14 protein-coding genes and 1 tRNA gene are annotated in these 21,538 nt (G+C 70.9%); 7 read left to right on the top strand and 8 right to left on the bottom strand.

What is annotated here, in order from left to right; genetic code table 11:
- Positions 1 to 61: 61 nt before the first annotated feature.
- The 7 genes from K318_RS23880 to K318_RS0113090 form a co-directional block, all read right to left on the bottom strand.
- Positions 62 to 1,042 (bottom strand): hypothetical protein, encoded by a 981-nt coding sequence (locus K318_RS23880; protein ID WP_029089814.1) that lies wholly within the window; start codon positions 1,040 to 1,042, stop codon positions 62 to 64.
- Between the two features lie 397 nt (positions 1,043 to 1,439).
- Positions 1,440 to 3,329: a dipeptide ABC transporter ATP-binding protein gene (locus K318_RS0113115; RefSeq protein WP_029089813.1), complete on the bottom strand. Its 1,890-nt coding sequence runs from the start codon at positions 3,327 to 3,329 to the stop codon at positions 1,440 to 1,442.
- Positions 3,322 to 4,359: an ABC transporter permease gene (locus K318_RS21850; protein WP_084500192.1), complete on the bottom strand. Its 1,038-nt coding sequence runs from the start codon at positions 4,357 to 4,359 to the stop codon at positions 3,322 to 3,324. The genes K318_RS0113115 and K318_RS21850 overlap by 8 nt, the downstream gene beginning before the upstream one ends.
- A 1-nt stretch (position 4,360) precedes the next feature.
- Positions 4,361 to 5,458: an ABC transporter permease gene (locus tag K318_RS0113105; protein ID WP_029089812.1), complete on the bottom strand. Its 1,098-nt coding sequence runs from the start codon at positions 5,456 to 5,458 to the stop codon at positions 4,361 to 4,363.
- 137 nt (positions 5,459 to 5,595) lie between these two features.
- Positions 5,596 to 7,221: an ABC transporter substrate-binding protein gene (locus K318_RS0113100; protein ID WP_029089811.1), complete on the bottom strand. Its 1,626-nt coding sequence runs from the start codon at positions 7,219 to 7,221 to the stop codon at positions 5,596 to 5,598.
- A gap of 214 nt (positions 7,222 to 7,435) precedes the next feature.
- Positions 7,436 to 9,100, bottom strand: coding sequence for an alanine/glycine:cation symporter family protein (locus K318_RS0113095; RefSeq protein WP_051297985.1), 1,665 nt, complete (start codon positions 9,098 to 9,100; stop codon positions 7,436 to 7,438).
- Between the two features lie 205 nt (positions 9,101 to 9,305).
- A tRNA-Leu gene (locus K318_RS0113090) sits at positions 9,306 to 9,389 on the bottom strand.
- Positions 9,390 to 9,998: 609 nt separating this feature from the next.
- Between K318_RS0113090 and K318_RS0113085 the strand changes: the two genes are divergently transcribed.
- From K318_RS0113085 to pknB, 7 genes are all read left to right on the top strand, one after another.
- A complete protein-coding gene (locus K318_RS0113085; protein ID WP_029089809.1) occupies positions 9,999 to 10,850 on the top strand; it encodes a DUF3662 and FHA domain-containing protein in 852 nt (283 codons plus the stop codon).
- Positions 10,843 to 11,367, top strand: coding sequence for an FHA domain-containing protein FhaB/FipA (locus tag K318_RS0113080; protein WP_029089808.1), 525 nt, complete (start codon positions 10,843 to 10,845; stop codon positions 11,365 to 11,367). Before K318_RS0113085 ends, K318_RS0113080 begins: the two co-directional genes overlap by 8 nt.
- The gene (locus tag K318_RS25270) at positions 11,364 to 13,124 is read left to right on the top strand and encodes a PP2C family protein-serine/threonine phosphatase (protein ID WP_051297984.1); all 1,761 of its coding nucleotides are present in this window, start codon (positions 11,364 to 11,366) and stop codon (positions 13,122 to 13,124) included. The genes K318_RS0113080 and K318_RS25270 overlap by 4 nt, the downstream gene beginning before the upstream one ends.
- Complete coding sequence (locus K318_RS21840; protein ID WP_084500191.1) at positions 13,121 to 14,770, top strand: FtsW/RodA/SpoVE family cell cycle protein; 1,650 nt, start codon at positions 13,121 to 13,123, stop codon at positions 14,768 to 14,770. The genes K318_RS25270 and K318_RS21840 overlap by 4 nt, the downstream gene beginning before the upstream one ends.
- Entirely contained in the window at positions 14,767 to 16,236 is a 1,470-nt protein-coding gene (locus tag K318_RS0113065) for a peptidoglycan D,D-transpeptidase FtsI family protein (protein ID WP_029089807.1), read from the top strand. Before K318_RS21840 ends, K318_RS0113065 begins: the two co-directional genes overlap by 4 nt.
- Positions 16,233 to 17,957, top strand: a complete 1,725-nt coding sequence (locus tag K318_RS21835) for a protein kinase domain-containing protein (RefSeq protein ID WP_035281924.1) — start codon at positions 16,233 to 16,235, stop codon at positions 17,955 to 17,957. Before K318_RS0113065 ends, K318_RS21835 begins: the two co-directional genes overlap by 4 nt.
- Positions 17,958 to 18,195: 238 nt before the next feature.
- The gene (pknB, locus tag K318_RS21830) at positions 18,196 to 20,310 is read left to right on the top strand and encodes a Stk1 family PASTA domain-containing Ser/Thr kinase (protein WP_084500190.1); all 2,115 of its coding nucleotides are present in this window, start codon (positions 18,196 to 18,198) and stop codon (positions 20,308 to 20,310) included.
- A 226-nt stretch (positions 20,311 to 20,536) separates the two neighbouring features.
- Here the strand turns inward: pknB and K318_RS0113050 are convergent, their stop codons facing one another.
- Positions 20,537 to 21,505: an enoyl-CoA hydratase-related protein gene (locus K318_RS0113050; RefSeq protein WP_029089806.1), complete on the bottom strand. Its 969-nt coding sequence runs from the start codon at positions 21,503 to 21,505 to the stop codon at positions 20,537 to 20,539.
- Positions 21,506 to 21,538: the final 33 nt, after the last annotated feature.

Below are 21,538 nucleotides of genomic sequence, written 5' to 3'. Positions count from 1 at the left end.
GCATGAGGGGCTGCCCGCGTGCAGCGCCGCGAGCTGCACGAGGCGAGCTCAGCAGCGCCTCTCACAGCGTCCCGTCCCGCAGCCAGCGCAGCCGTTCGCGCCTCACCTCCGTGAGCATGGCGAGGAAGGAGCCCATGTCCGTGCGGGCGTTCACCCTGTAGTACTGCCATCCGGCTTCCTGGAAGAGCTGCGCGCGGCTGATGTCATGGTCCCACTGCCAGGCATCCGTCCGGTGATGGTCGCCCTCGTAGTCGATCGCGATCCTGATGTCGCGGTAGGCCAGGTCCGGGTGCAGAGTGCGACCGCGCAGCGGAACCGCAGGGGAGACCTCCGGTTCGGGCAGGCCGAAGTCCACAATGCGTAGACGCGCCCGCGTCTCCTGCGGCGATCCCGTTCCGGCCCGTGCACGCGCTGCGGCTCGCAGCAGCTTCCCCTTCCCCCTGAACCTCACCCAGCCCACCGCCGAGGCCGCGATCCCGGCAGGATCGTCGAGTGCCCTTCCGTGCCAGGGACCGCAGACGGCGTCGATCACCTCCAGCAGCTCGTCCTCCGAGAGCCACCGCGCGATCTGCCGCAGACACTCCATCGGCTCGACCACGCGCGCCCCGTACTTCTCCACGACGGCGACCTCGCGTGGACGTCGGCTGAGGAAGCCCTCGGGGAGCCTGTACTGGCTGCGCGCATGGATCATGTGGATCTGCCCCTGACGCGCGGACCTGCCCCGCAGCAGCTGCGCACCGCCCACCGAAGAGGGCAGGGGCCAGCCGTGGAAGCGCGCCGCCGAGACATCGGAGAGCACCAGCTCCGGAGAACGGTGCTGCAGCGCCACCGCCTTGTTGCGCAGGTCGAACCAGTCCTCGTCGGCCCAGCGCGGACCGAACCCCAGCTCCGTGCGCCCCGGATGGACGTAGACGCCGCGCACGAACGGCCGGTTCCGCGCCGAGGCCCGCGTCGCGCTCGGCCGGAGCCCATCCGCACGTGACCCGGGCATGATGAAGGCGGGATACTCGACGACCCGGTCATCCGCTTCCACGCGTTCCATGCGCTCACCGTAGGAAGCTCAGGCAGCCTGCGACAGGGTCCGCCCGGACCTGTGGACGGCGGATCGCTCATCCCCAGGCCGGTGCGCGCACCTCGCGCCTACTGTGACGCCCCCGTGTGACCGCAAGTCGCACGCCCATCCGCCGCGCCCTCACGACCACCGCTCAGCACGTCGCAGGGCACCCTCCTGCCCCGCGTGCCGCGGTCTCCCCTGCACACGTCATCCGCACACACCACCCGCGTATGCAGTTCCCGCGTCCGCAACGGCCTCGTCATGCAGCCACCACATACGTGAGCGAAGAGGCTCAGCCCACGTATGTGGTGGCTGCACGTTTTACGCGTCTGAGACGACGAAACCACATACGTAAAGGGACCCACAGCGCAGAACAGAGCTCGCCTCAGCCTGAGGCGCGCAGTGCGCGTGCGACCTCCCGGCGCGTCGCCTGCTCCACCGGATCCGGGACGGGCAGGGAGGCGATGAGCCGCTTCGTGTAGTCGTGCTGCGGACTGCGCAGCACCTCCGCTCCCGGCCCCTGCTCCAGCAACTTCCCCTGGAACAGCACGCCCACCCGGTCGGAGAGCATGTCCACCACCGCGAGGTCGTGCGAGATGAACAGCGCGGCGAACCGGAACCTCTCCTGCAGCTCGCGGAACAGCTCCAGGACCGCAGCCTGCACGGAGACGTCGAGCGCCGAGGTGGGCTCATCCGCGATCAGCAGCTCCGGGTCCAGCGCGATGCCGCGGGCCAGCGAGCACCGCTGCCGCTGCCCGCCGGAGAGCTCATGCGGATAGCGCTGCGCGTATGCGGCCGGCAGCTGCACCGCGTCCAGCAGCTCCGCGACCCGCCTCCGCCGCTCCGCCTCGCCCATCTCCGGCCGGTGCACCGTGAACGGCTCGCCCACGCACTCCTCGATCGTGAGGTGCGGGTTGAACGAGGCCGCGGGGTCCTGGAACACGAAGCCGATCCGCTTCCGCAGCGGCCGGAACGCCTTCTCCCGGTACCCCACCATCTCGTGGCCGAACACCGTGAGCGAGCCCCCGGAGGCGCGATTGAGCCCCGCGATCGCCCGCCCGATCGTCGTCTTCCCCGAACCGGACTCCCCGACGAGGCCGAACACCTCTCCCGGCGCGATCTCGAAGTCCACCCCGCGGACCGCGTGGAAATCGGGCTTGCCGATCCCACCCGGGAACACGATCTGCAGTCCGCTCGCCCGCACGACGGGCGCGGATGCACCAGGCGAGCGTGGGCCCGGCACCGCCGCATCCGGCCCGGCACCGGCCTCGGGCGCATCCTCCGCCGAGGCCCGGGCCGCCGACCCCCGGGACTCCCCCGCCTCGCGTGCCCGTTCCGGAGCGGACCCGCGCGCACGGGCGGTCCTGGTGCGGACCTCGCCCGGCTCAGATGCACCGGCGCCGCCGTCCCCGCCCGGCCTCGACTCCTCCGCGAGCTCCGCGACCTCCGTCACCGAGAGTCGCGGGACGGCGGCGAGCAGCTCCTTCGTGTACTCCTCCCGCGGAGCGGCGAAGAGAGTCCTCACGTCCGCCGTCTCCACGAGGTCGCCCCGGTACATGACGGCGACCCGGTCCGCCAGGTCCGCGACGACGCCCATGTTGTGCGTGATGAGGACGATCGCGGTGTCCGTCTCGTCCCGCAGGTCGCGCAGGAGGTCGAGGATCTCCGCCTGCACCGTGACGTCGAGGGCCGTGGTGGGCTCATCGGCCACGATGACCTTCGCGCCCAGGGCGAGCGCCATCGCGATGACGACGCGCTGCTTCTGCCCGCCCGAGAACTGGTGCGGATAGTAGTCGTGCCGCCGCTCGGCATCAGGGATCCCCACCTGCTCCATCGCCGCGACCGCCTGGGCCCGCAGCTCGCGCCGCGAGGCCCGGGGGTGGTGGGCCCGCAGCCCCTCGGCGATCTGCCAGCCCACCGTGAAGACGGGATTGAGCGCGGTGGAGGGCTCCTGGAAGACCATCGAGGCCCGTGCGCCCCGCATCGCGCGCAGCTCCGCTGCCGAGGCCGTGAGCACGTCCGCGCCGTCCAGCACCACCGCACCGCCCACCGTCGCGGTCTCCGGGATCAGCCCCAGCACCGTCCGGGCGGTCACCGTCTTGCCGGATCCCGACTCCCCCACGATCGCGAGCACCTCACCGGGCCTCACCTGCAGGGAGAGGTCCCGCACCGCGTGCACATCGCCGCCGTCGGTGGCGAAGGAGACGTCGAGGCCGGAGATGTCCAGCACGGCGTCCCGACCGTCCTGCCCGTGCGTGCGCGCCTGCTCAGCCATGCGAGGCCTCCTTGCTCTTGCCGGCCCGGCGCCTGCGCCGCAGCCGCGGATCGGCCAGGTCGTTCATCGACTCGCCCACGAGCGTGATGCCCAGCACCGTGAGCACGATCGCCAGGCCCGGGAACATCGCCGTCCACCAGATGCCGCTCGTGACGTCGGCGAGCGCCTTGTTGAGGTCGAAGCCCCATTCCGCGGCCGAGGTGGGCTCGATGCCGAAGCCCAGGAACCCCAGTGCCGCGAGGGTGAGGATGGCCTCGGAGGCATTGAGCGTGAACACGAGCGGGATGTTGCGGGTGGCGTTGCGGTACACATGGCGAGCGATGATCTTCAGCGCCGGCTCGCCGAGCACCTGGGCGGCCTCCACGAACGGCTCGGACTTGAGCCGGACGGCCTCGGAGCGCACCACCCGGAAGTACTGCGGCACGAAGACCACCGTGATCGAGATGGCCGCGGCGAACACGCCGCCCACCACGTCCGACTGCCCGCCGGAGATGACGATCGTCATGACGATGGCCAGCAGCAGCGAGGGGAAGGCGTAGATCGCGTCCGCCGCGACCACGAGCACCCGGTCGAGCCAGCCGCCGAAGTACCCGGAGACCAGGCCCAGCGCCACTCCGATGAAGAGGCTCATGAGCACGGCGACCACGATCACCATGACCGCCGTCTGCGTCCCCCAGATCACACGGGAGAAGACGTCGAAGCCGCCCACCGTCGTCCCCCAGACGTGCGCGGCGCTGGGCGGCTGCTGGGCGCCGAAGCTCCCGCTCTCGTCTGCGAGCTGATTGTACCCGTAGGGGGCGATGAGCGGGGCGAGTGCCGCACAGAGCACCACCGCGCCCACGATCACGACGCCGGTCAGCAGCATCCCCCGCTGCAGGCCCACGGAGCGGCGGATGTCCCGCACCACGGGCAGGCGGGCGAAGAGGGAGCCGCGCCGCACCTCGGCCTCGGGCGCTGCGCTGCCGCCGGCCGCCGCACCGGCTCCGCCTGCACCCGTGCCGCCGGGACTGTTCGTCTGCGTGTCGGCCATGTCAGTACCTCACTCGCGGGTCGATGAGCACGGCGATGATGTCCACGACGAAATTGGTGACGGCCACGATGACGGCGAGCAGCACCACGATCCCCTGGACGGCCACGAAGTCGCGGGCCTTGAGGTACTCGGAGAGCTGATAGCCCAGCCCGTTCCACTCGAACGTCGTCTCCGTGAGGATCGCGCCCGCGAGCAGCATCGCCACCTGCATCCCCATGACGGTGATGATGGGGATGAGGGCCGGGCGCAGCGCATGCCGGGTGACGAGGCGGAACTCGCTCACGCCTCGGGAGCGGCCGGATTCGACGTACTGGGACTCGAGCGTGCCGATGAGGTTGGTGCGCACCAGCCGCAGGAACGTGCCGCCCGTCAGCAGGCCGAGGGCGATCGCAGGCAGCACCGCGTGGGCGATGACGTCGGAGAACACCGGCATGTTCCCGATCCGCAGCGCATCGACGGCGTAGATCCCGGTGGGGGCCACGACGCCGGACATCACGAGCTCCGTGGTCGAGGACCCCCGCCCGGACACGGGGAGCACGGGCCAGAACGCGCCGAAGATCAGTTTGAGGACGAGGCCGGCGAAGAACACGGGGGTGGCATAGCCGAGGATCGCGAGGATGCGCAGGACCGCGTCCGGCCACCGGTCGCGGAGCCGGGCCGCGAGCATGCCCAGCGGCACGCCGATGAGCAGCGCCACGAGGACCGCGTAGAACGCGAGCTCCAGCGTCGCGGCGCCGTGCTGCAGGAGGATGCGTGAGACGGGCCGTCCGTCGGAGATCGCGGTGCCGAAGTCGCCGCGCAGCAGTCCGCCCATGTACTCGAAGTACTGGACGAGGAGCGGCCTGTCGTAGCCGGCGGCCTCGATGCGCTCGGCGAGCTGGGCCTGTGTGAGGCGCCCGCCCAGGGCGGCCGTGATGGGATCGCCCGTGATGCGCATGAGGAAGAAGACGAGTGTGGTGAGGATCCACACGGTGGGGATGATGAGGAGGAACCGGATGCCGATGTAGCGCAGCAGTCCGGACCCGGGCGACCGCCGTGGGCCGGGAGCGCTCTCAGCGGCACCACCCGAGGCCTCGGGCAGAGCGACGGTGGCAGACATGGGGGCTTCTTTCGTGGGAGCGGCGCGCGGGCACGGGTCGCCGGCACCACGCCCGAGGCGGTGGCCGCCTCCCGGTCCGGGGGAACGGGGCCACCGCCTCGGGCGGGTGCGGGCGCGTCATCTGCCCGCTGCGGACGTCACTTGCTCAGCAGCGCCAGGCGGAACTGGAAGGACGGGTCGAGGGTCTCGTCGACCCCCTGCACATCCGTGCCCGTCACCGCGATCTGCTCGCCCTGGAGCAGGGGCACGGTGGGCAGGGACTGCGCGAGGTCGTTCTGGATCTCCTCGATGAGCGCGGCGCGCTCGGCCGGATCCTCGACGGAGACCTGTGCGGCGAGCTTCTCGTTGAGTTCCTCGTCGCGGAAGTGGTTGCCGAGGAAGCTCGCGGAGTCGTCCGTGTCATAGAAGAACGGCACGAGGTAGTTGTCCGCGTCCGAATAGTCCGGGAACCATCCCAGCTGGTAGGCCGGGTACACGTCCGCCACCCGGTCCTCGGAGTACTGGACCCACTCGGTGGACTGGAGGTCGACCGTGAAGAGGCCGGTGTCCTCGAGCTGCTGCTTGACGAGCGCGTACTCGTCGCCGGAGGACGGCCCGTAGTGGTCGGGGCTGTACTGCAGCTTGAGCTCCACCGGCGTCTCGACCTCCGCGTCCTCGAGGCGCTGGGCGGCGGCCTCGACATCGGGACCGCCCTCGGCCGTGAGGTACTCCTCGCCCACCGCCTGGTTGGCGCCGTCGAGCCCCTCGGGCACATGGGAGAGCAGCGGGGTGAACGTGCCCTTGTAGACCTGGTCCGCGAGCGCCTGGCGGTCGACGATGCCCGCGACGGCCTGCCGGACCGCGAGCGCCTTCTCCTCGTCCGCCTCGTCCGTGGCCGCCCCGTAGGGCATGGTGTCGAAGTTGAAGACGATGTAGCGGATCTCACCGCCGGGCCCGTGGTGGACCTCGACCGCGTCGTTGCCCTCGAGGTCCTCGATGTCCGTGGCCGAGAGCGAGCGGTAGGCCACGTCGATCTCGCCCTGCTCCACTGCGAGCTTCATGTTGTTCGCATCGGAGTAGTACGTCATGTTGACGGTGTCCGAGGCGGCCTGCCCGAGGCTGCCCTGGTAGCCCTCGAAGGCCTGGTAGGAGATGAGGTTGTTGAAGTCGTAGCTGTCGATCCGGAAGGGTCCGGCGAAGGCGTCGGCCTCGACGATGTCGGTGTCGTCGGTGAGAGCATCGGCGGCGAAGACGTCCTCGTCCACGATGGGGCCGGCCGGGCCGGCGAGCACCTGCGGGAAGGTCTGGTCCGTGGGCCGGTTGAGGTGGAAGACGACCGTGGTCTCGTCCGGGGTCTCGACCGAGTCGAGCGAGCCCAGCAGGGACGCCGGACCGTTGGGATCGGCGATGGCCTTCTGGCGGTCGAAGCTGAACTTCACATCCGAGGAGGTCAGCGGGTTGCCGTTGGCGAAGGTGAGGCCCTCCTTGAGCGTGACCTCGTAGGTGGTGTCCGAGGTGTACTCGGCCGATTCCGCGATGGAGGGCTCCACGTCAGCGGTGCCGGGGGTGTAGGACATGAGGAACGGGAACACCTGGGTCATGACGAAGAAGGAGCCGTTGTCATAGGCGCCGGCGGGGTCGATCTTCGTGACCTTGTCCGTGGTGCCCACGGTGAGGGCGCCTGCGCCGCCGCCCTCGCCGGTGTCTCCGGTCGTCGAGGTGGAGCATGCGGTCAGGGTGAGCGCGCCCGCCAGAGCGGCGGCCGCGAGTGTCTTTCGCTTCATGGGTCCTTCTCTGGAAGCGTGCCCCAGAGCGCTCCGCACAACGGTGTTCGGCGCGCGCACCTGCGGCACTGGGTGTCGGGATGTGAGACAGACCATACCTGATGTGGCCCTTGAAGGATCCTTCGAGAATCCTGAGAGCGGAGGTGCGCCCCGCCTTCCGCGCCCCTGCCCCGGGCGGGACGGGGCGCGGAAGGCGTTCGGGACCGGGAGGGCCTCAGCGCCCCCTCCGAGCCTCCTGCGCCTTCCGGAACTCGCGGCGGATCCTGCGCTGGTGGTCCTTGAGCGCCTCCAGCCTCGCCTTCTCCTCACGCATCTGCACCTTCGTGGGCTCGTGGTCGCGCATGCCCACCTGCAGCTCCTCCGGGATCTCCTCCAGCGTCCCGGCGCGGGCGCGCGTCCGATAGCGGAGGATCTCAAGCCGCACGATCCGGGAGAGGAAGTAGATGCCGATGAGGTTGGGCACGGCCATGAGGAAGAGCATGGCGTCGGAGAAGGCGATGACGGAGCTCAGCGAAGCCGAGGCGCCCAGCACGATCGCGAGCACCCAGGCGATCTGGAAGATCCGGTCCGCGCGCCGGCTCTCGCCCGTGAGGTAGCCGACGGCCCGCTGGCCGTAGTAGGCGTAGGCGAGGATGGTGGAGAAGCCGAAGAGGATGACGCAGACGGTCAGCAGGGTGCCGAACACAGGCGTGACGGAGGCGAACGCACTGGTGGCGAGCTGGACGCCGGCGGCATCGGAACCGTCGGTCTCCACCGTGTAGAGGCCGGAGGTGATGATCGCGAGCGCCGTGAGCATGCAGATGATCATGGAGTCCACGAGCGGCTCCCACAGCGCCGTATAGCCCTCGGTCGCAGGATCGGAGGTCTTCGACGCCGAATGCGCCATCCCCGCCGTGCCCACGCCGGCCACATTGGAGAACAGCGCGCGCTGGATGCCCACGATCGCCACGCCGACGATGCCTCCGGCCACGCCCTCGCCCGTGAAGACGCCCTGGAACATGAGCGCGAATGCGTGGGGCAGCTCAGTGATGTGCACGAGGATGACGGCGACGGCGCCTGCGAAGTAGAGCACGGCCATGAGCGGCGTGATCGCCGACGTCCAGTCCGCGATCTTCCTGATCCCGCCGAGCACCACGAATCCCGTGAGAACGGCGATGACGAGCCCCACCAGCCACAGCTTGTCCGCGAGCCAGCTGGACTCCCCGCCCGTCGCGCCGACGATCGCGGCGGTGACCTGATTGGCCTGGAACAGGTTGCCCGCACCGAACACGCCGATGAGCGTGGCCACCGCGTAGAACACGGCCAGGAACCTCCCCAGTCGCGGCCGGCCGATCTCCTTCAGCCCGTCCCGCAGGTAGTACATGGGGCCGCCCGCCACCCTGCCGTCGGCCTCGACCCTGCGGTACTTCACGCCCAGAGTCGCCTCGGCCATCTTCATGCTCATGCCGAAGAAGCCGAACGCGAAGATCCACAGCGCGGCACCCGGACCGCCGATGGTGATCGCAACCGCGACGCCGGCGATGTTGCCGAGGCCCACAGTGCCCGACAGCTCCGTGGCCAGCGCCTGGAAGGAGGACACCTCGCCGGGGTCGGTCTTGCGGGTCGCCCGGCCCCGGATGATGCGGAGGGAGTGCCTGATCCCCGTGATGGGCTGGAAGCGCAGGTAGACGGTGACGAAGACCGCCGCGGCCATGAGCCAGAGGACGATGAGGGGAAGTCCCGTGCCGCCGGGCAGCGGGAGCTCGTAGAAGACGAGGGCGGAAAGCCCGTCGGCGACGGGGCCGAAGTACGTGTCGATCGTCGCGTCCACGCCGCCGGCAAGGAGCTGATCGGCCGCTGGCGCGGCGAGGGGAGGGGAAGGAATCGGAGCGCTGTCCATGTTCGCTGTCCGTGTCTCCGGCGCGGGGGTGGGGATACCGCCGGAGGGTCGGTCCGGCATCGGCGCCTGCCTGGAACAGTAGCAATGCGCATTGCCCGGGACGGCCGTCCTGCAGGACATCGCGGCCCGATCCGGAGCGCTGACGCAGGGCATCCGGCAGACGACGAAGGGCCCGGTCAGCCGACCGGGCCCTTCGAGTTTCGTGTGCGCGAGGGGGGACTTGAACCCCCACGACCTTGCGATCACTGGCACCTGAAGCCAGCGCGTCTACCAATTCCGCCACTCGCGCGAACAACGAGACTGAACATTACCAGCGCCCGGAACGGAGCGCCAACCCGAAGGCAGTGACCTCCCGCACATGTGCGCCCGCAGCAGCCGCCTCCTCCGCACCCGGGTCCGGGAGGTTTCTACGGTGCGGGCACCCTGCAGGGTGCCGGGACCGTAGAAACCTCCCATATGCACCGGCCTTACGCGGCACATTCCGCACACCCACCCGGCGCTCAGCCGGTCCACCGGATCCTCCAGAGCGCTCCCATAATGGGGTCCTAGGCTCATCCGCGTTAGCATGGGGTGCTGACGTGTCGCTCTTCCCGCGGTAGTGCGCCCGACATCGGCCGGGGTCCGCTGGGCCCGGCCCGGATCCGCCACAGGCGCAGACGGGCAGGTCGCTGGTCGGAAGGACCCGCGAGGGGAGCGATCGGACCCTGCAGGGCGCTGAGGAGGCGTCTGCGCGAGCACCGGCGACCGCCGGCCTCGCGCAGCCTCCTCGTGCGCTGCGGCGTCCGAGCCGCCACATGGTCCGGATCGACGTACAGGAGAGCGACCGGCCCGGCCTCGGAGGCACTGTACTCAAGGGCGCCCGACGCGGGCCGTCCGCAAGGTGAAGGAAGGAGGCCGCGTGGGAGTCTTCGACCGCTTCGAGAAGGGCATCGACCGCGTCGTGAACGGCGCGTTCGCCAAGGCCTTCCGGTCACAGGTCGAGCCCGTCGAACTCGCCTCGGCCATCCGGCGCGAGGCCGACAACCGCGCAGCCGTGGTCTCGCGGGGCCGTACGCTCACGGCGAACGCCTATGCCGTGGAGCTGTCGAACGCGGACTTCGAGCGCCTCGATCCGGTCTCCGCCGAGCTCAGGCAGGACCTGCGCCAGGTGGTGGGCGAGCACGCGGTGGAGCAGGGCTACAGCTTCGTGGGCCCGGTCTCCGTGACCTTCGAGATCGCCGACGACCTCGACACGGGCATGTACCGCGTCCGCGCAGCCACCCGCCGCCCCGACGGCTCCCCCGCAGCCCAGCCCGCCAGCCGCGGCGGCTACGATCCCCCCTCGCGCTCCCATCCCGTGGTGCTCGAGGAGTATGCCGCCCACTCCGGCCCGCACACCGTCTCCAGCGGCTCCCAGTCGATCCAGCAGCCGCCGGCCGCGCCCCCCGTGCGTCCCAGCGCCCCGTCCCGCCCCGCGCCCGCTCCGAGCGTGTGGGTGGACGGCCGGGAGCACCGGCTGCAGCAGGGCACCACGGTCTTCGGCCGCTCCGCCAACAGCGCCGACGTCGTCATCGACGATCCGGGCATGTCCCGCCGGCACTTCGAGATCACGGTCTCCGGCTCACGGGCGACCGCGACCGACCTCGGCTCCACCAACGGCACCCTCGTGGACGGCCGACCCATCTCCTCGATCGCCCTGTCCGACGGCATGGTGCTGACCGCGGGAGACACCCCTGTCACCTACTCCGAGGCGGTCACCTTCAGTGAGTGAGTTCACCGTCACCGTGCTGCGGTTCGCCCTGTTCGGACTGCTCTGGCTCTTCGTCTTCCTCATCGCGGGAGTGCTGCGCCAGGACCTGTTCGGGCCCCGCGTCCCGCGGAACCGCAGCGCACGCCGGAAGGGCAGGGCCGCCGCCGAGGCGCCCGTCGCCGCGGCCGTGTCCGCAGGCTCCCAGCAGCCGCCGGGCGGGTACGCAGCCCCGTCCGGCGGTCACCGGCCGGCTCCCACGCTCGTGCTCACCTCCGGCGCACAGGCCGGGATGTCCCTCATGCTGGGCACAGGCCAGCTCACGATCGGCAGAGCCGAGGACTGCGGGCTCATCATCGACGACGACTACGCCTCCTCCCGCCACGCCCGGGTCTACCCGCAGGCCGGATCCTGGGTGCTCGAGGACACGAACTCGACCAACGGCACCTATGTGCACGGGTCCCGCATCACCGGCCCCGTCCGCCTCGACCCGGGCAGCCGATTCACGATCGGCAGCACGACAATGGAGCTGCGCGCGTGACCGCCCCGCAGCCCGCCTCCCGCACCGGCCCCAAGGCGCCCGCGTTCCGCTTCGCCGCGCGCTCGGACACGGGCCTGGTCCGCAAGAACAACCAGGATTCGGGCTATGCGGGCGCGCACTTCCTGCTGATCGCCGACGGCATGGGCGGCCACGCCGGCGGTGACGTCGCAAGCGCCATCACCGTCTCCCGGCTCACCTTCCTGGACGAACCGGACTTCACGGGCGACGACCTCGAGACCCTCCGCGATGCGGTGCTCGCCGCGAATGCCCAGATCATCCGCGCCGTGCAGGAGCGGCCCGAGCTCGCAGGCATGGGCACCACCGTCTCCGCGCTCCTCCAGACCGGGGACCGGCTCGCGCTCGCGCACATCGGCGACTCGCGCGCCTTCGTCATGCACAAGGGCGAACTCAAGCAGGTCACGCACGACCACACCTTCGTGCAGATGCTCGTGGACGAGGGCCGCATCACCCCCGAGGAGGCCGAGACCCACCCCCAGCGGAGCGTCGTCATGCGGGTGCTCGGCGATGTGGGCGCGGCCCCCGAGCTCGACATGTCCTTCCACGAGGCGATCCCCGGCGATCGCTGGATGCTCTGCTCCGACGGCCTCACCGGCTTCGCGAGCCTCGAGGACATCCACGAGGCGCTGGCCTCCATCGAGGACCCCGGCGAATGCTGCGAGAAGCTCATCGAGCTGGCCCTGGCAGGCGGCGGCGCGGACAACGTGACGGTGGTCGTGGGCGATGTCCTCGACCCCGAGGACGATGTGGACATCGACGACTTCGGCGAGGCCGTGGGCAGCATCCGCCTCAACCCCGCGTACGCGCTCATCGGGGGCGCCTCCGCTCACGAATCCGATGTCGACACCGGCCAGTACGACGTCATCCTCGACGAGAGCCACGACCTCCCCACGGCCGAGGTGCCGGTCGAGGACATCAGCACCCAGCCGCTCGAGGCGCACCAGGTCGCAGCGGGCACCACGGCAGGAGCCGCCGCACCCGCCGACGGCGAGCAGCGCACGCTCGAGCTCGACCCCTCCGCCCGGGCGGACGTCTACGCCGCCGAGGCCGCAGCCGGACAGCCCGCGGAGGCGGCGCCGGCGCGGGAGGACGCCGGTCCGGCGGCCTCCGAGGATCCGGCGGATGCGATCGGCCGCGATGCCGATGCCTCGGGCACTGCACCCGCCGCACAGTCCCGGGCGGAGCGCCGCGCCGCACGCCGGCGGCGCAGGAGCGCCGAGGACCTCGACGACGACCTCGCCGACTGGGGCGAGGAGACCGAGCGCCCCCGCCGGCGCATCGCAGGCCTCGTCATCGCGCTCGTCGTGGTGCTGGGCCTGATCGCGGCCGGCTTCCTCGGCTGGCGCTATGTCCAGTCGCAGTACTACGTCACCGAGTCCGAGGGCACCGTGGCCGTCTACCAGGGCCTGCCCCAGACGCTCGGGCCCATCGAGCTCTCGAGCCTCACCGAGGAGACGGAGGTCTCCGTCACGGAGCTGTCCACATTCTCCCAGCAGCGCCTCGAGGCGACGATCCCCGCCGATTCGCGCGAGGCCGCACTCGCGGTCGTGGAGACCCTCCGCGCGGAGGCGGAGCGGAACGCCCAGTCGATGGAGGGCCAGACCTCCGGCGAGGACGCCCAGGATCCCGCCCCCTCCCCCTCGCCCGCACAGGGCGGTGCGGTGCAGGGAGGCGTCACGGACGAGTCCTCGGCCGATTCCTCCCTCTCGCCGCTGGAAGACGGGGGTGCCACCCGATGACCCTGGCGCCTGAGCACGCATCGCAGACCGCACCCACCACCGCCCGCCGGCGCACCCGGGACCGGTTCACGGAGCTGTTCCTCATCCTCCTGGCCGTCGCGATCTCCGCCGGCGCCTATGTCCTCACCGGCATGGGCGCGGAGGGCGAGGTGCCCGCCAACGCCTACTCCTACGCCGCCTGGCTCGCCGCGCTGGGCCTCGCCCTCCACGCCGTCGTGTGGTGGCGGGCCTCCTATGCCGACCCCGTCCTCGTCCCCATCGCGGTGCTGCTCAACGGCGTGGGACTGGCGATGATCTACCGCATCGACCTCGCCAAGGACAACACCGCCGCGAACTCCCAGCTCATCTGGATGACGCTGGGCACGATCCTCGCCGGCCTCGTCCTCGTGCTCCTCCGCGACCACCGGCTGCTGCGCCGCTACACCTACACATGCGGGCTCGCTGCGATCGTCTTCCTGCTCCTGCCCCTCATCCCGGGCCTCGGCGCGGAGATCAACGGCGCCCGCATCTGGATCCGCCTGGGCGGCATGTCGTTCCAGCCCGGCGAGATCGCGAAGATCCTGCTCGCGCTCTTCTTCGCCGGCTACCTCGTGAGCTTCCGCGACCAGCTGGTGCTCGCGGGGCCGAAGATCCTCGGCATCCGCTTCCCGCGCCTGCGCGACATGGGCCCCATCTTCATCGCCTGGGTGGCGAGCGTGGGCATCCTCGTCTTCGAGCGCGATCTGGGCACCTCGCTGCTGTTCTTCGGCATGTTCGTCGCGATGCTCTACGTCGCCACCGCGAAGAAGACCTGGATCTTCCTGGGCCTGGGCCTGTTCGCGGTGGGCGCCTTCATCGCCTCTCAGATCTTCTCCCATGTGGGTCAGCGCGTCGACGGCTGGCTCAACGCGCTCACCCCTGAGGAGTACAACCGCACTCCGGGCGGGTCCTACCAGCTGGTCCAGGGTCTGTTCGGCATGGCCGACGGGGGCCTGCTGGGCAAGGGCCTCGGACAGGGCCGCCCGCAGGTGGTCCCCTATGCGGAATCGGACTTCATCATCGCCTCCCTCGGCGAGGAGCTGGGCCTGATCGGCGTCTTCGCCCTCCTCATGCTCTACGTGCTGCTCTTCGCCCGCGGCATGAAGATCGCCGAGCGCACGCGCGACGGCTTCGGCACGCTGTTCGCCGCGGGCATCACCTTCACGATCGGGCTCCAGTGCTTCATCGTGATCGGCGGCGTCACCCGCCTCATCCCGCTCACCGGCCTCACGACCCCGTTCATGGCCCACGGCGGCAGCTCGCTCGTCGCGAACTGGATCATCATCGGGCTCCTCCTGCGCATCTCCGATTCCGCCCGCCGGCCGCAGGAGGAGTTCCGCACGGGAGTGCTCAGCCTCGTGTCCGACGACCTCGACCGCGAAGAGGCCCCCGCGTCAGCCGGCGGTGATCACGGCTCCGCGGCCGGCGTCCCGGCGCGGCCCGCCCCCGTGGCCGGCGACGATGCGCCCACCGAGGCCCGCCCGCGCATCGGCGGGACCGATGCTGTGGGAACCGGCGCCGCGGGAACCGGCACCGGACACGCCGATGACGCACCCACGCAGGTCCGCCCCGCGCTGAGGGACATGCGGGACGACCACGACGACAGACGGAACGGAGGCACGCGATGAGGAAACCCCTTCGCCATGTGGCGCTCGTGGGCCTCGTGATGTTCGCCCTGCTGTTCGGCTCCACGAGCTATGTGCAGTTCTTCGCCGCGCCCTCGCTCAACGAGAACCCGCTCAACTCGCGCTCGTTCTACGCCGAGCTCACCCGCGAGCGCGGCCCCATCCTCGTCGACGGCACGCCCATCGCGTACTCGGTGCCCTCCGACGACAGCTACAGGTTCCAGCGCACGTACGGCGCCGAGGGGATGCCGGCGGAGCAGTACGCCGCGCTCACCGGCTACTTCTCGATCACCTCCGGCAGCAGCGGCCTCGAGCGCGCGCAGAACGGCATGCTCTCCGGCACGGACGACGCGCTCTTCTACGACCGCATCCGCTCGGCCCTCACCGGCGAGGAGCCCGTGGGCGCGGCCGTGGAGCTCACGATCGATCCCGAGGCGCAGCGGGCCGCATGGGAGGGCCTGGGCGGCCAGCACGGTGCCGTCGCCGCGGTCAACCCGCAGACCGGCGAGATCCTCGCGATGGTCTCGACCCCCGGCTGGGACCCCAACGCGCTGGCCTCGCATGATTCGGAGCAGGCGCAGACCGCCTATGACGATCTCATCGGGAACGAGGCGAACCCCGGGTTCAACCGCGCGATCGGCGGCAACCTCTATCCGCCCGGCTCCACCTTCAAGGTCATCACGGCCGCCGCGGCGCTCGAGTCCGGCGACTACACGAAGGACTCGGAGCTGAGCGCCCCGGACGAGCTCGATCTGCCGCAGACCAGCGCGACGATCCGCAACGCGGGCGGAGCCTCGTGCGGCAACGGGCAGACGGCCACGCTCGAGCACTCCCTCGTCGTCTCGTGCAACACCTCCTTCGCCCAGCTCGGCATGGACCTGGGCGCGGACGCCCTGGACGAGCAGGCGCGGAAGTTCGGCTTCGGCCAGGACCTCGACATCCCGCTGCGGGTCACGCCGTCCTCCTTCCCCGCCGAGGCCGATGCCCCGCAGACCGCCCAGTCCGCCCTCGGGCAGTTCGAGGTGCGGGCCACCCCGCTGCAGATGGCGATGGTCGCCTCGGGGGTCGCCAACGACGGCGTCGTCATGCAGCCGCAGCTCATCGACAACGTGCGCAACTCCCGCACGCTGGACACCATCCACGAGTCGAGCCCGCGCGAGTTCTCCCGCGCGCTCAGCTCCGAGAACGCGCAGCAGCTGCAGGAGATGATGGTCGAACAGGTCCGGAGCGGCACCGGCACGGTCGCGCAGATCCCCGGTGTGGACGTGGGTGCCAAGACCGGCACCGCCCAGCACGCCGAGGGCGCTGCCCCGCACGCGTGGTTCACGGCATTCGCCCCGGCCGACGACCCGCAGGTCGCCGTCGCCGTCGTGGTGGAGAACGGCGGCAACGCCGGCAGCGAAGCGTCAGGAGCCCGCGTCGCCGGGCCCATTGCGAAATCGGTCATGGAAGCGGTGATCAGCGAATGAGGCCCCAGCCCGGCACGGTCTTAGGCAACAGGTACGAGCTCACCTCACGCATCGCCGTGGGGGGCATGGGCGAGGTGTGGCGCGGCCGCGACAGCGTCATCGACCGCGAGGTGGCTGCCAAGATCCTCAAGGAGGAGTACCTCACGGATCAGGGCTTCCTCGCCCGCTTCCGCGCCGAGGCGCGCAGCATGGGCGCCGTCTCGGATCCCGGCATCGCCGCGGTGTACGACTACGGCGAGGAGACGGGCTCGCCGTACCTCGTCATGGAGTACGTGCCCGGCGAGCCGCTCTCCGCGCTCATCGACCGCAACCGCATGCTGCCGGAGCACGACGTTCTCGAACTCGCCGCGCAGACGGCGCAGGCCCTCGACGCCGCCCACCGCGCCGGCGTGGTCCACCGCGACATCAAGCCCGGCAACATCCTCATCACCCCGGACTTCCGAGCGAAGATCACGGACTTCGGGATCGCGCGCGTGGCCGACCAGGCGCCGCTGACCAAGACCGGCCAGGTCATGGGCACGGCGCAGTACCTCGCACCGGAGCAGGCCACCGGCAAGGGCTCCACGCCCAAGTCCGACCTCTACTCGCTCGGCATCATCATGTACGAGGCGCTGGCCGGTCAGCGCCCCTTCACGGGGGACTCGCAGGTCGCGATCGCGATCGCCCAGGTGAACAAGCCCGCGCCCGAGCTGCCGGAGACGGTCTCCGAGCCGGTGCGCAGGCTCGTGGACTCGCTGCTGCGGAAGAAGCCGGACGAGCGTCCGCCCTCCGGGGCTGCGCTCGCACAGGCCGCACGCTGCCTCATCGCAGGTGACATCGCCGGTGCGGAGACCGCGGTCCCGCAGATGACAGGACAGGCGGCCTCGGCCTCCGAGGCCGTGACCCGCGTCTTCAGCCAGCCGGAGACGGCGGCCACGCGCGTCATGGCGCCTCACCAGGCACAGGCCGCGCCCGAACCGTCCGGGGACACCCGGGCCCTGCCCGTCCAGCAGCAGGCCGGCGAGGAGCTCGCCGAGGACGAGAAGGACGCCGGCGCCATGAGCACCGGCATGAAGTGGACCATCGGCATCCTCATCGTGCTCGTGCTGGCAGGCCTGGCCTGGGTGCTCTTTATCTTCCTCGGAGGGGGCGGCGCCGAGGCGGAGCCGGAGGAGACCGGCACGCCCACCGCCCAGACCACGGAGGAGCCGCAGACGATCACGATCAGCCCCTCCGACTACATCGGGCTGTCCGAGGCCAGCGCCACGAGCAACCTGGAGCAGCTGGGCCTCGAGGTGCGCACCGTCAGCGTCGAGTCCGAGCGGACCGAGGGCACCGTGGCCGATGTGCGCGAGGGCAACAACGGGTACGAGTTCGCCGAGGGTGAGACCGTCACCCTGGAGATCTCGTCCGGTTCGGGCTCCGGAAGCGGCTCTGACGGCGGTTCCGGCAGCGGCTCAGGCGAGGGCTCCGGTTCCGGCAGCGGCGAGGGCTCGGGCAGCGGTTCGGGCTCCGGGAACAACGGCGGCGGTTCCGGCTCGGGTGGCAATAACGGAGGCGGCTCGGGCAATAACGGAGGCGGTCCCGGCAACAACGGCGGCGGTGGCTCCGGCGGCGGGAACGACGGTGAGGACTCCGGTTCCGGCGAAGAACCCGGCGGCGAGCAGGGCGAGGGCGGCGATTCGGGCGAAGGCTCCGGCACCGAGGGCCAGGGCGGCACCGGCTTCGGAGGCGGCGAATGACCGCACCCGTCCGGCGAGTGCCTCGGCGGGACCTCGTCCCGGACCGGCATGCATCTGAGCGCAGGCGCGCATCTGCCCGCCCCGACAGGGGCCGCCCCGCACCCGAGCGCACGACCGCTTCCGCCCCGCCCGCATCCAGGCGACAGCCCGCGCCCGCGAGCACCATCCCGCCGCCGCACACCGATTTCCACACGCACTCTGCACCGATGAGCGGTTCCGCCGCTCTGGGAGGTCCCCGATGAGCGACATCCGTCTGCTGTCCAACCGCTATGAGGTCAGGCGCCTCATCGGCCGGGGCGGGATGGCCGAGGTCCACGAGGGCGTCGACACGCGCCTGGGCCGTCGCGTCGCGATCAAGCTGCTCCGCTCGGACCTGGCGCGCGACCCCAGCTTCCACACCCGGCTGGAGCGCGAGGCGAAGTCCGCGGCGTCCCTCAACCACCCCGGCATCGTCGCCGTCTACGACTCCGGCGAGGAGCGGTACACGGAGACCGGCGGCAGCGAGATCACGGTGCCCTTCATCGTCATGGAGTACGTCGAGGGGCAGACGCTGCGCCAGGTGCTGTCCGAGCACGGACCGCTGAGCGTGACCGAAGCGCTCGACGTCGCCGCGGGCGTGCTCGCACCGCTCGAGTACAGCCACCGCCACGGGATCGTGCACCGCGACATCAAGCCCGCCAATGTGATGCTCACACCCGAGGGCGACATCAAGGTGATGGACTTCGGGATCGCCCGCGCGCTCGAGGACACGGGCTCGCTCACGCAGACGCAGTCGGTCGTGGGCACCGCCCAGTACCTGTCCCCCGAGCAGGCGCGCGGCGAGGTCGTCGATGCGCGCTCGGACCTCTACTCGACGGGCTGCCTGCTCTACGAGCTGCTCACGGGCCGTCCCCCGTTCGTGGGCGAATCGCAGCTCGCGGTCGCCTACCAGCATGTGGGCGAGCAGCCCGCGCCTCCGTCCTCGCTGGTGCCGAGCATCCCGCGCGATGTGGACCGCCTCGTGCTCCACGCGCTCACGAAGGACCGCGGCGAGCGGTACCAGGACGCGCACACCTTCCGCGAGGACTCGCTCGCCGCTCGCGACGGCCGGCCGCTGAGCCTCGACGGCGATGCCGATGCCACCCAGCTCATGGGCGCAGCGGCCGCCGCACCGTGGGGCGCCGAGCCCACCCAGGCCTTCGCCGCCGCTCCGCCGCCCACCGGCTCGCAGCCTGTCGTGGGGCCGCACACGGAGATGCTCGGCCAGATCGAGGACGAGCAGGAGGAGAAGAAGAAGTCCAAGACCTGGATCTGGGTGGGCGCCTCCCTCCTCGCGATCGTCCTCGCAGGCTTGGGCCTGTGGATCTACAACATGAACCGGGAGCCGGAGGTCGTCACCTTCGCCCTCGAGGACATGCGCGATGTGGAGGCCAACGAGGCCGAGGCGTATCTCGAGGACCTGGGGCTCGTGGTGGGCCGCGATGAGGCCCCCGATGACGAGATCGACGAGGGCAATGTGGTGAGCACGGACCCCGAGGCCGGCGCCCAGGTCTCCGAGGGCGACAGGATCACGATGCTCGTCTCCACCGGCCCGGACTCCGTCGAGGTGCCCGATGTCGAAGGGGACACGGAGTCCCTCGCCCGGCAGACGATCGGGGACGCGGGGCTCACGGCCGGGTCCAACATCGAAGAGGACTCGCCCGACGTCCCTGCGGGGCAGGTCATGGAGACGCGGCCCGCAGCCGGGACGAGCGTGGCTCGGGACTCGAATGTGGACCTCGTGATCTCCTCCGGCCGGATCGCCGTCCCTGACGTCACGGGAATGAGCGAGACCGAGGCATGCGAGACCCTCGAGAGCGACGACTACAAGCTCTCCTGCACCGTGCAGGACGTCGAGACCAACGACCAGCCGGCGGACCAGGTCTTCGAGCAGAACGCCAGCGCGGGCACCAGGGTGGACCAGCACTCCACCGTCACCATCCGCGTCGCGAGGGCCGCGCCCACGCAGGAGCCCACCGAGGGGCCCACGGACGACTTCACGGGCGGCCCGCTGCCCATCCCGAACCCCGGCGATGACGAGGACGCGGACAACCAGGACTGGGAACGCGACCGGGGCTGGGGAGGCGGCCTGCGCGACAGCTCCGTGGACGGGGAGGCCGCACACCGCCCGGCGGGCGGTGCCGCAGCGAGCAGCGCCCCACAGAGCTCGACCACGGCGAGCAGCGCCTCGGTGAGCAGTGCCGCGGCGGGTGCAGACGCGGGTCCGGCCGGAGACGCCTCTGCGAGGGATCGCAGCGCCTCGGCGGGGATCCTCGGAGACCTCCGCAGCTTCGCCGCCCGGCTCTGGGATGCCTCGGCCGGCGCCCTGCGCTGAGGCTGAGCCGGCTCACGCTGAGGCGGAGCTGCCCGCGGGCGGAGCTCGCCTGCACGTATGTGCCCGCTGCACGATCCGCACGTTCGACGCGTACGCCCCACATACATGGACAGCAGACATCTGCTGACGTATGTGGGGCGCGCGCGTTCTCTGCGCTCCGGGCGCGCTCTCCACATACGTGAGGGCGGCGACCCCGGGAGGCGGCAATTCCGGGAGGCGGGTCCGCTCAGTCGAGCGCGCCCTCGCCGGGGAAGCGGGGCATCCACTCCGGGTAAGAAGAGGGGACGGTGAGCCCGAACTCGGGAGCGCGCTTCTCGAGGAAGGACGTCACGCCCTCGGCGGCGTCGGCACCGCGGCCCAGTTCGTAGATCGCCCGCGAGTCGACCCTGTGCGCCTCCCAGGGACTGGCGGCGGTGAGCATGGACCACAGCATCTGGCGGCTCACGCCCAGCGACACCGCCGAGGTGCTGCTGACGATCTCCTGCGCCATGTCCAGCGCCGTCTGCCGCAGCTCCTCCGGCGGCACCACCTTGGAGACGAGCCCGCCGGCGAGCGCCTCCTGGGCGGAGAAGACCCTGCCGGTGTAGATCCATTCGAGGGCCTGCGAGATGCCCACGATGCGTGGGAGGAACCAGCTGGAGGCGGCCTCGGGGGCGATCCCCCGCCGGGCGAAGACGAAGCCGAACTTCGCCTCGGAGGACGCGATCCTGATGTCGGTGGGCAGGGACATCGTCGCGCCCACCCCCACGGCCGAGCCGTTGAACGCCGTGATGACGGGCTTGCGCATCCCGGCGAAGGTGAGGGCCACGCGGCCGCCGCGGTCGCGGTGGATCCCGTCGATCATCTCCCCGTCGGCCGATTCCCCGGCACGGACCGGGACCTCGTCAGCGGCGGCCCCGTCTCCGGCCGACTCATCGTCAGCGGCCTCGGCGTCGGCGGCCTTGCGCGCGTCGATGTCGAAGGTCGACTCGCCTCCGGAGAGATCGGCTCCGGGGCAGAAGAACCGTCCGGTGCCCGTGAGCACGACGGCGCGGACCTCGTCGTCCCCGTCTGCGGCACGGGCGGCGGCGATGAGCTCCTCGCACATCCGCGGGGTGAAGCCGTTGTTGTTCGCGGGGCTGTCGAGGGTGATGACCGCGACGCGGTCGGCGACCTCATAGCGCAGGGTCTGCAGATCCGCAGGCAGGTTCGGCATGGGGTGGTCCCTTTCGTCGGTGCTTCGAGCTTC

Origin of the sequence: Brevibacterium album DSM 18261 (genome assembly GCF_000426445.1) — a bacterium.
Classification (GTDB): Bacteria; Actinomycetota; Actinomycetes; order Actinomycetales; family Brevibacteriaceae; genus Brevibacterium; species Brevibacterium album.
The sequence above is the reverse complement of the archived record's forward strand: the minus strand, read 5'-3'. Positions and strand labels throughout refer to the sequence as shown.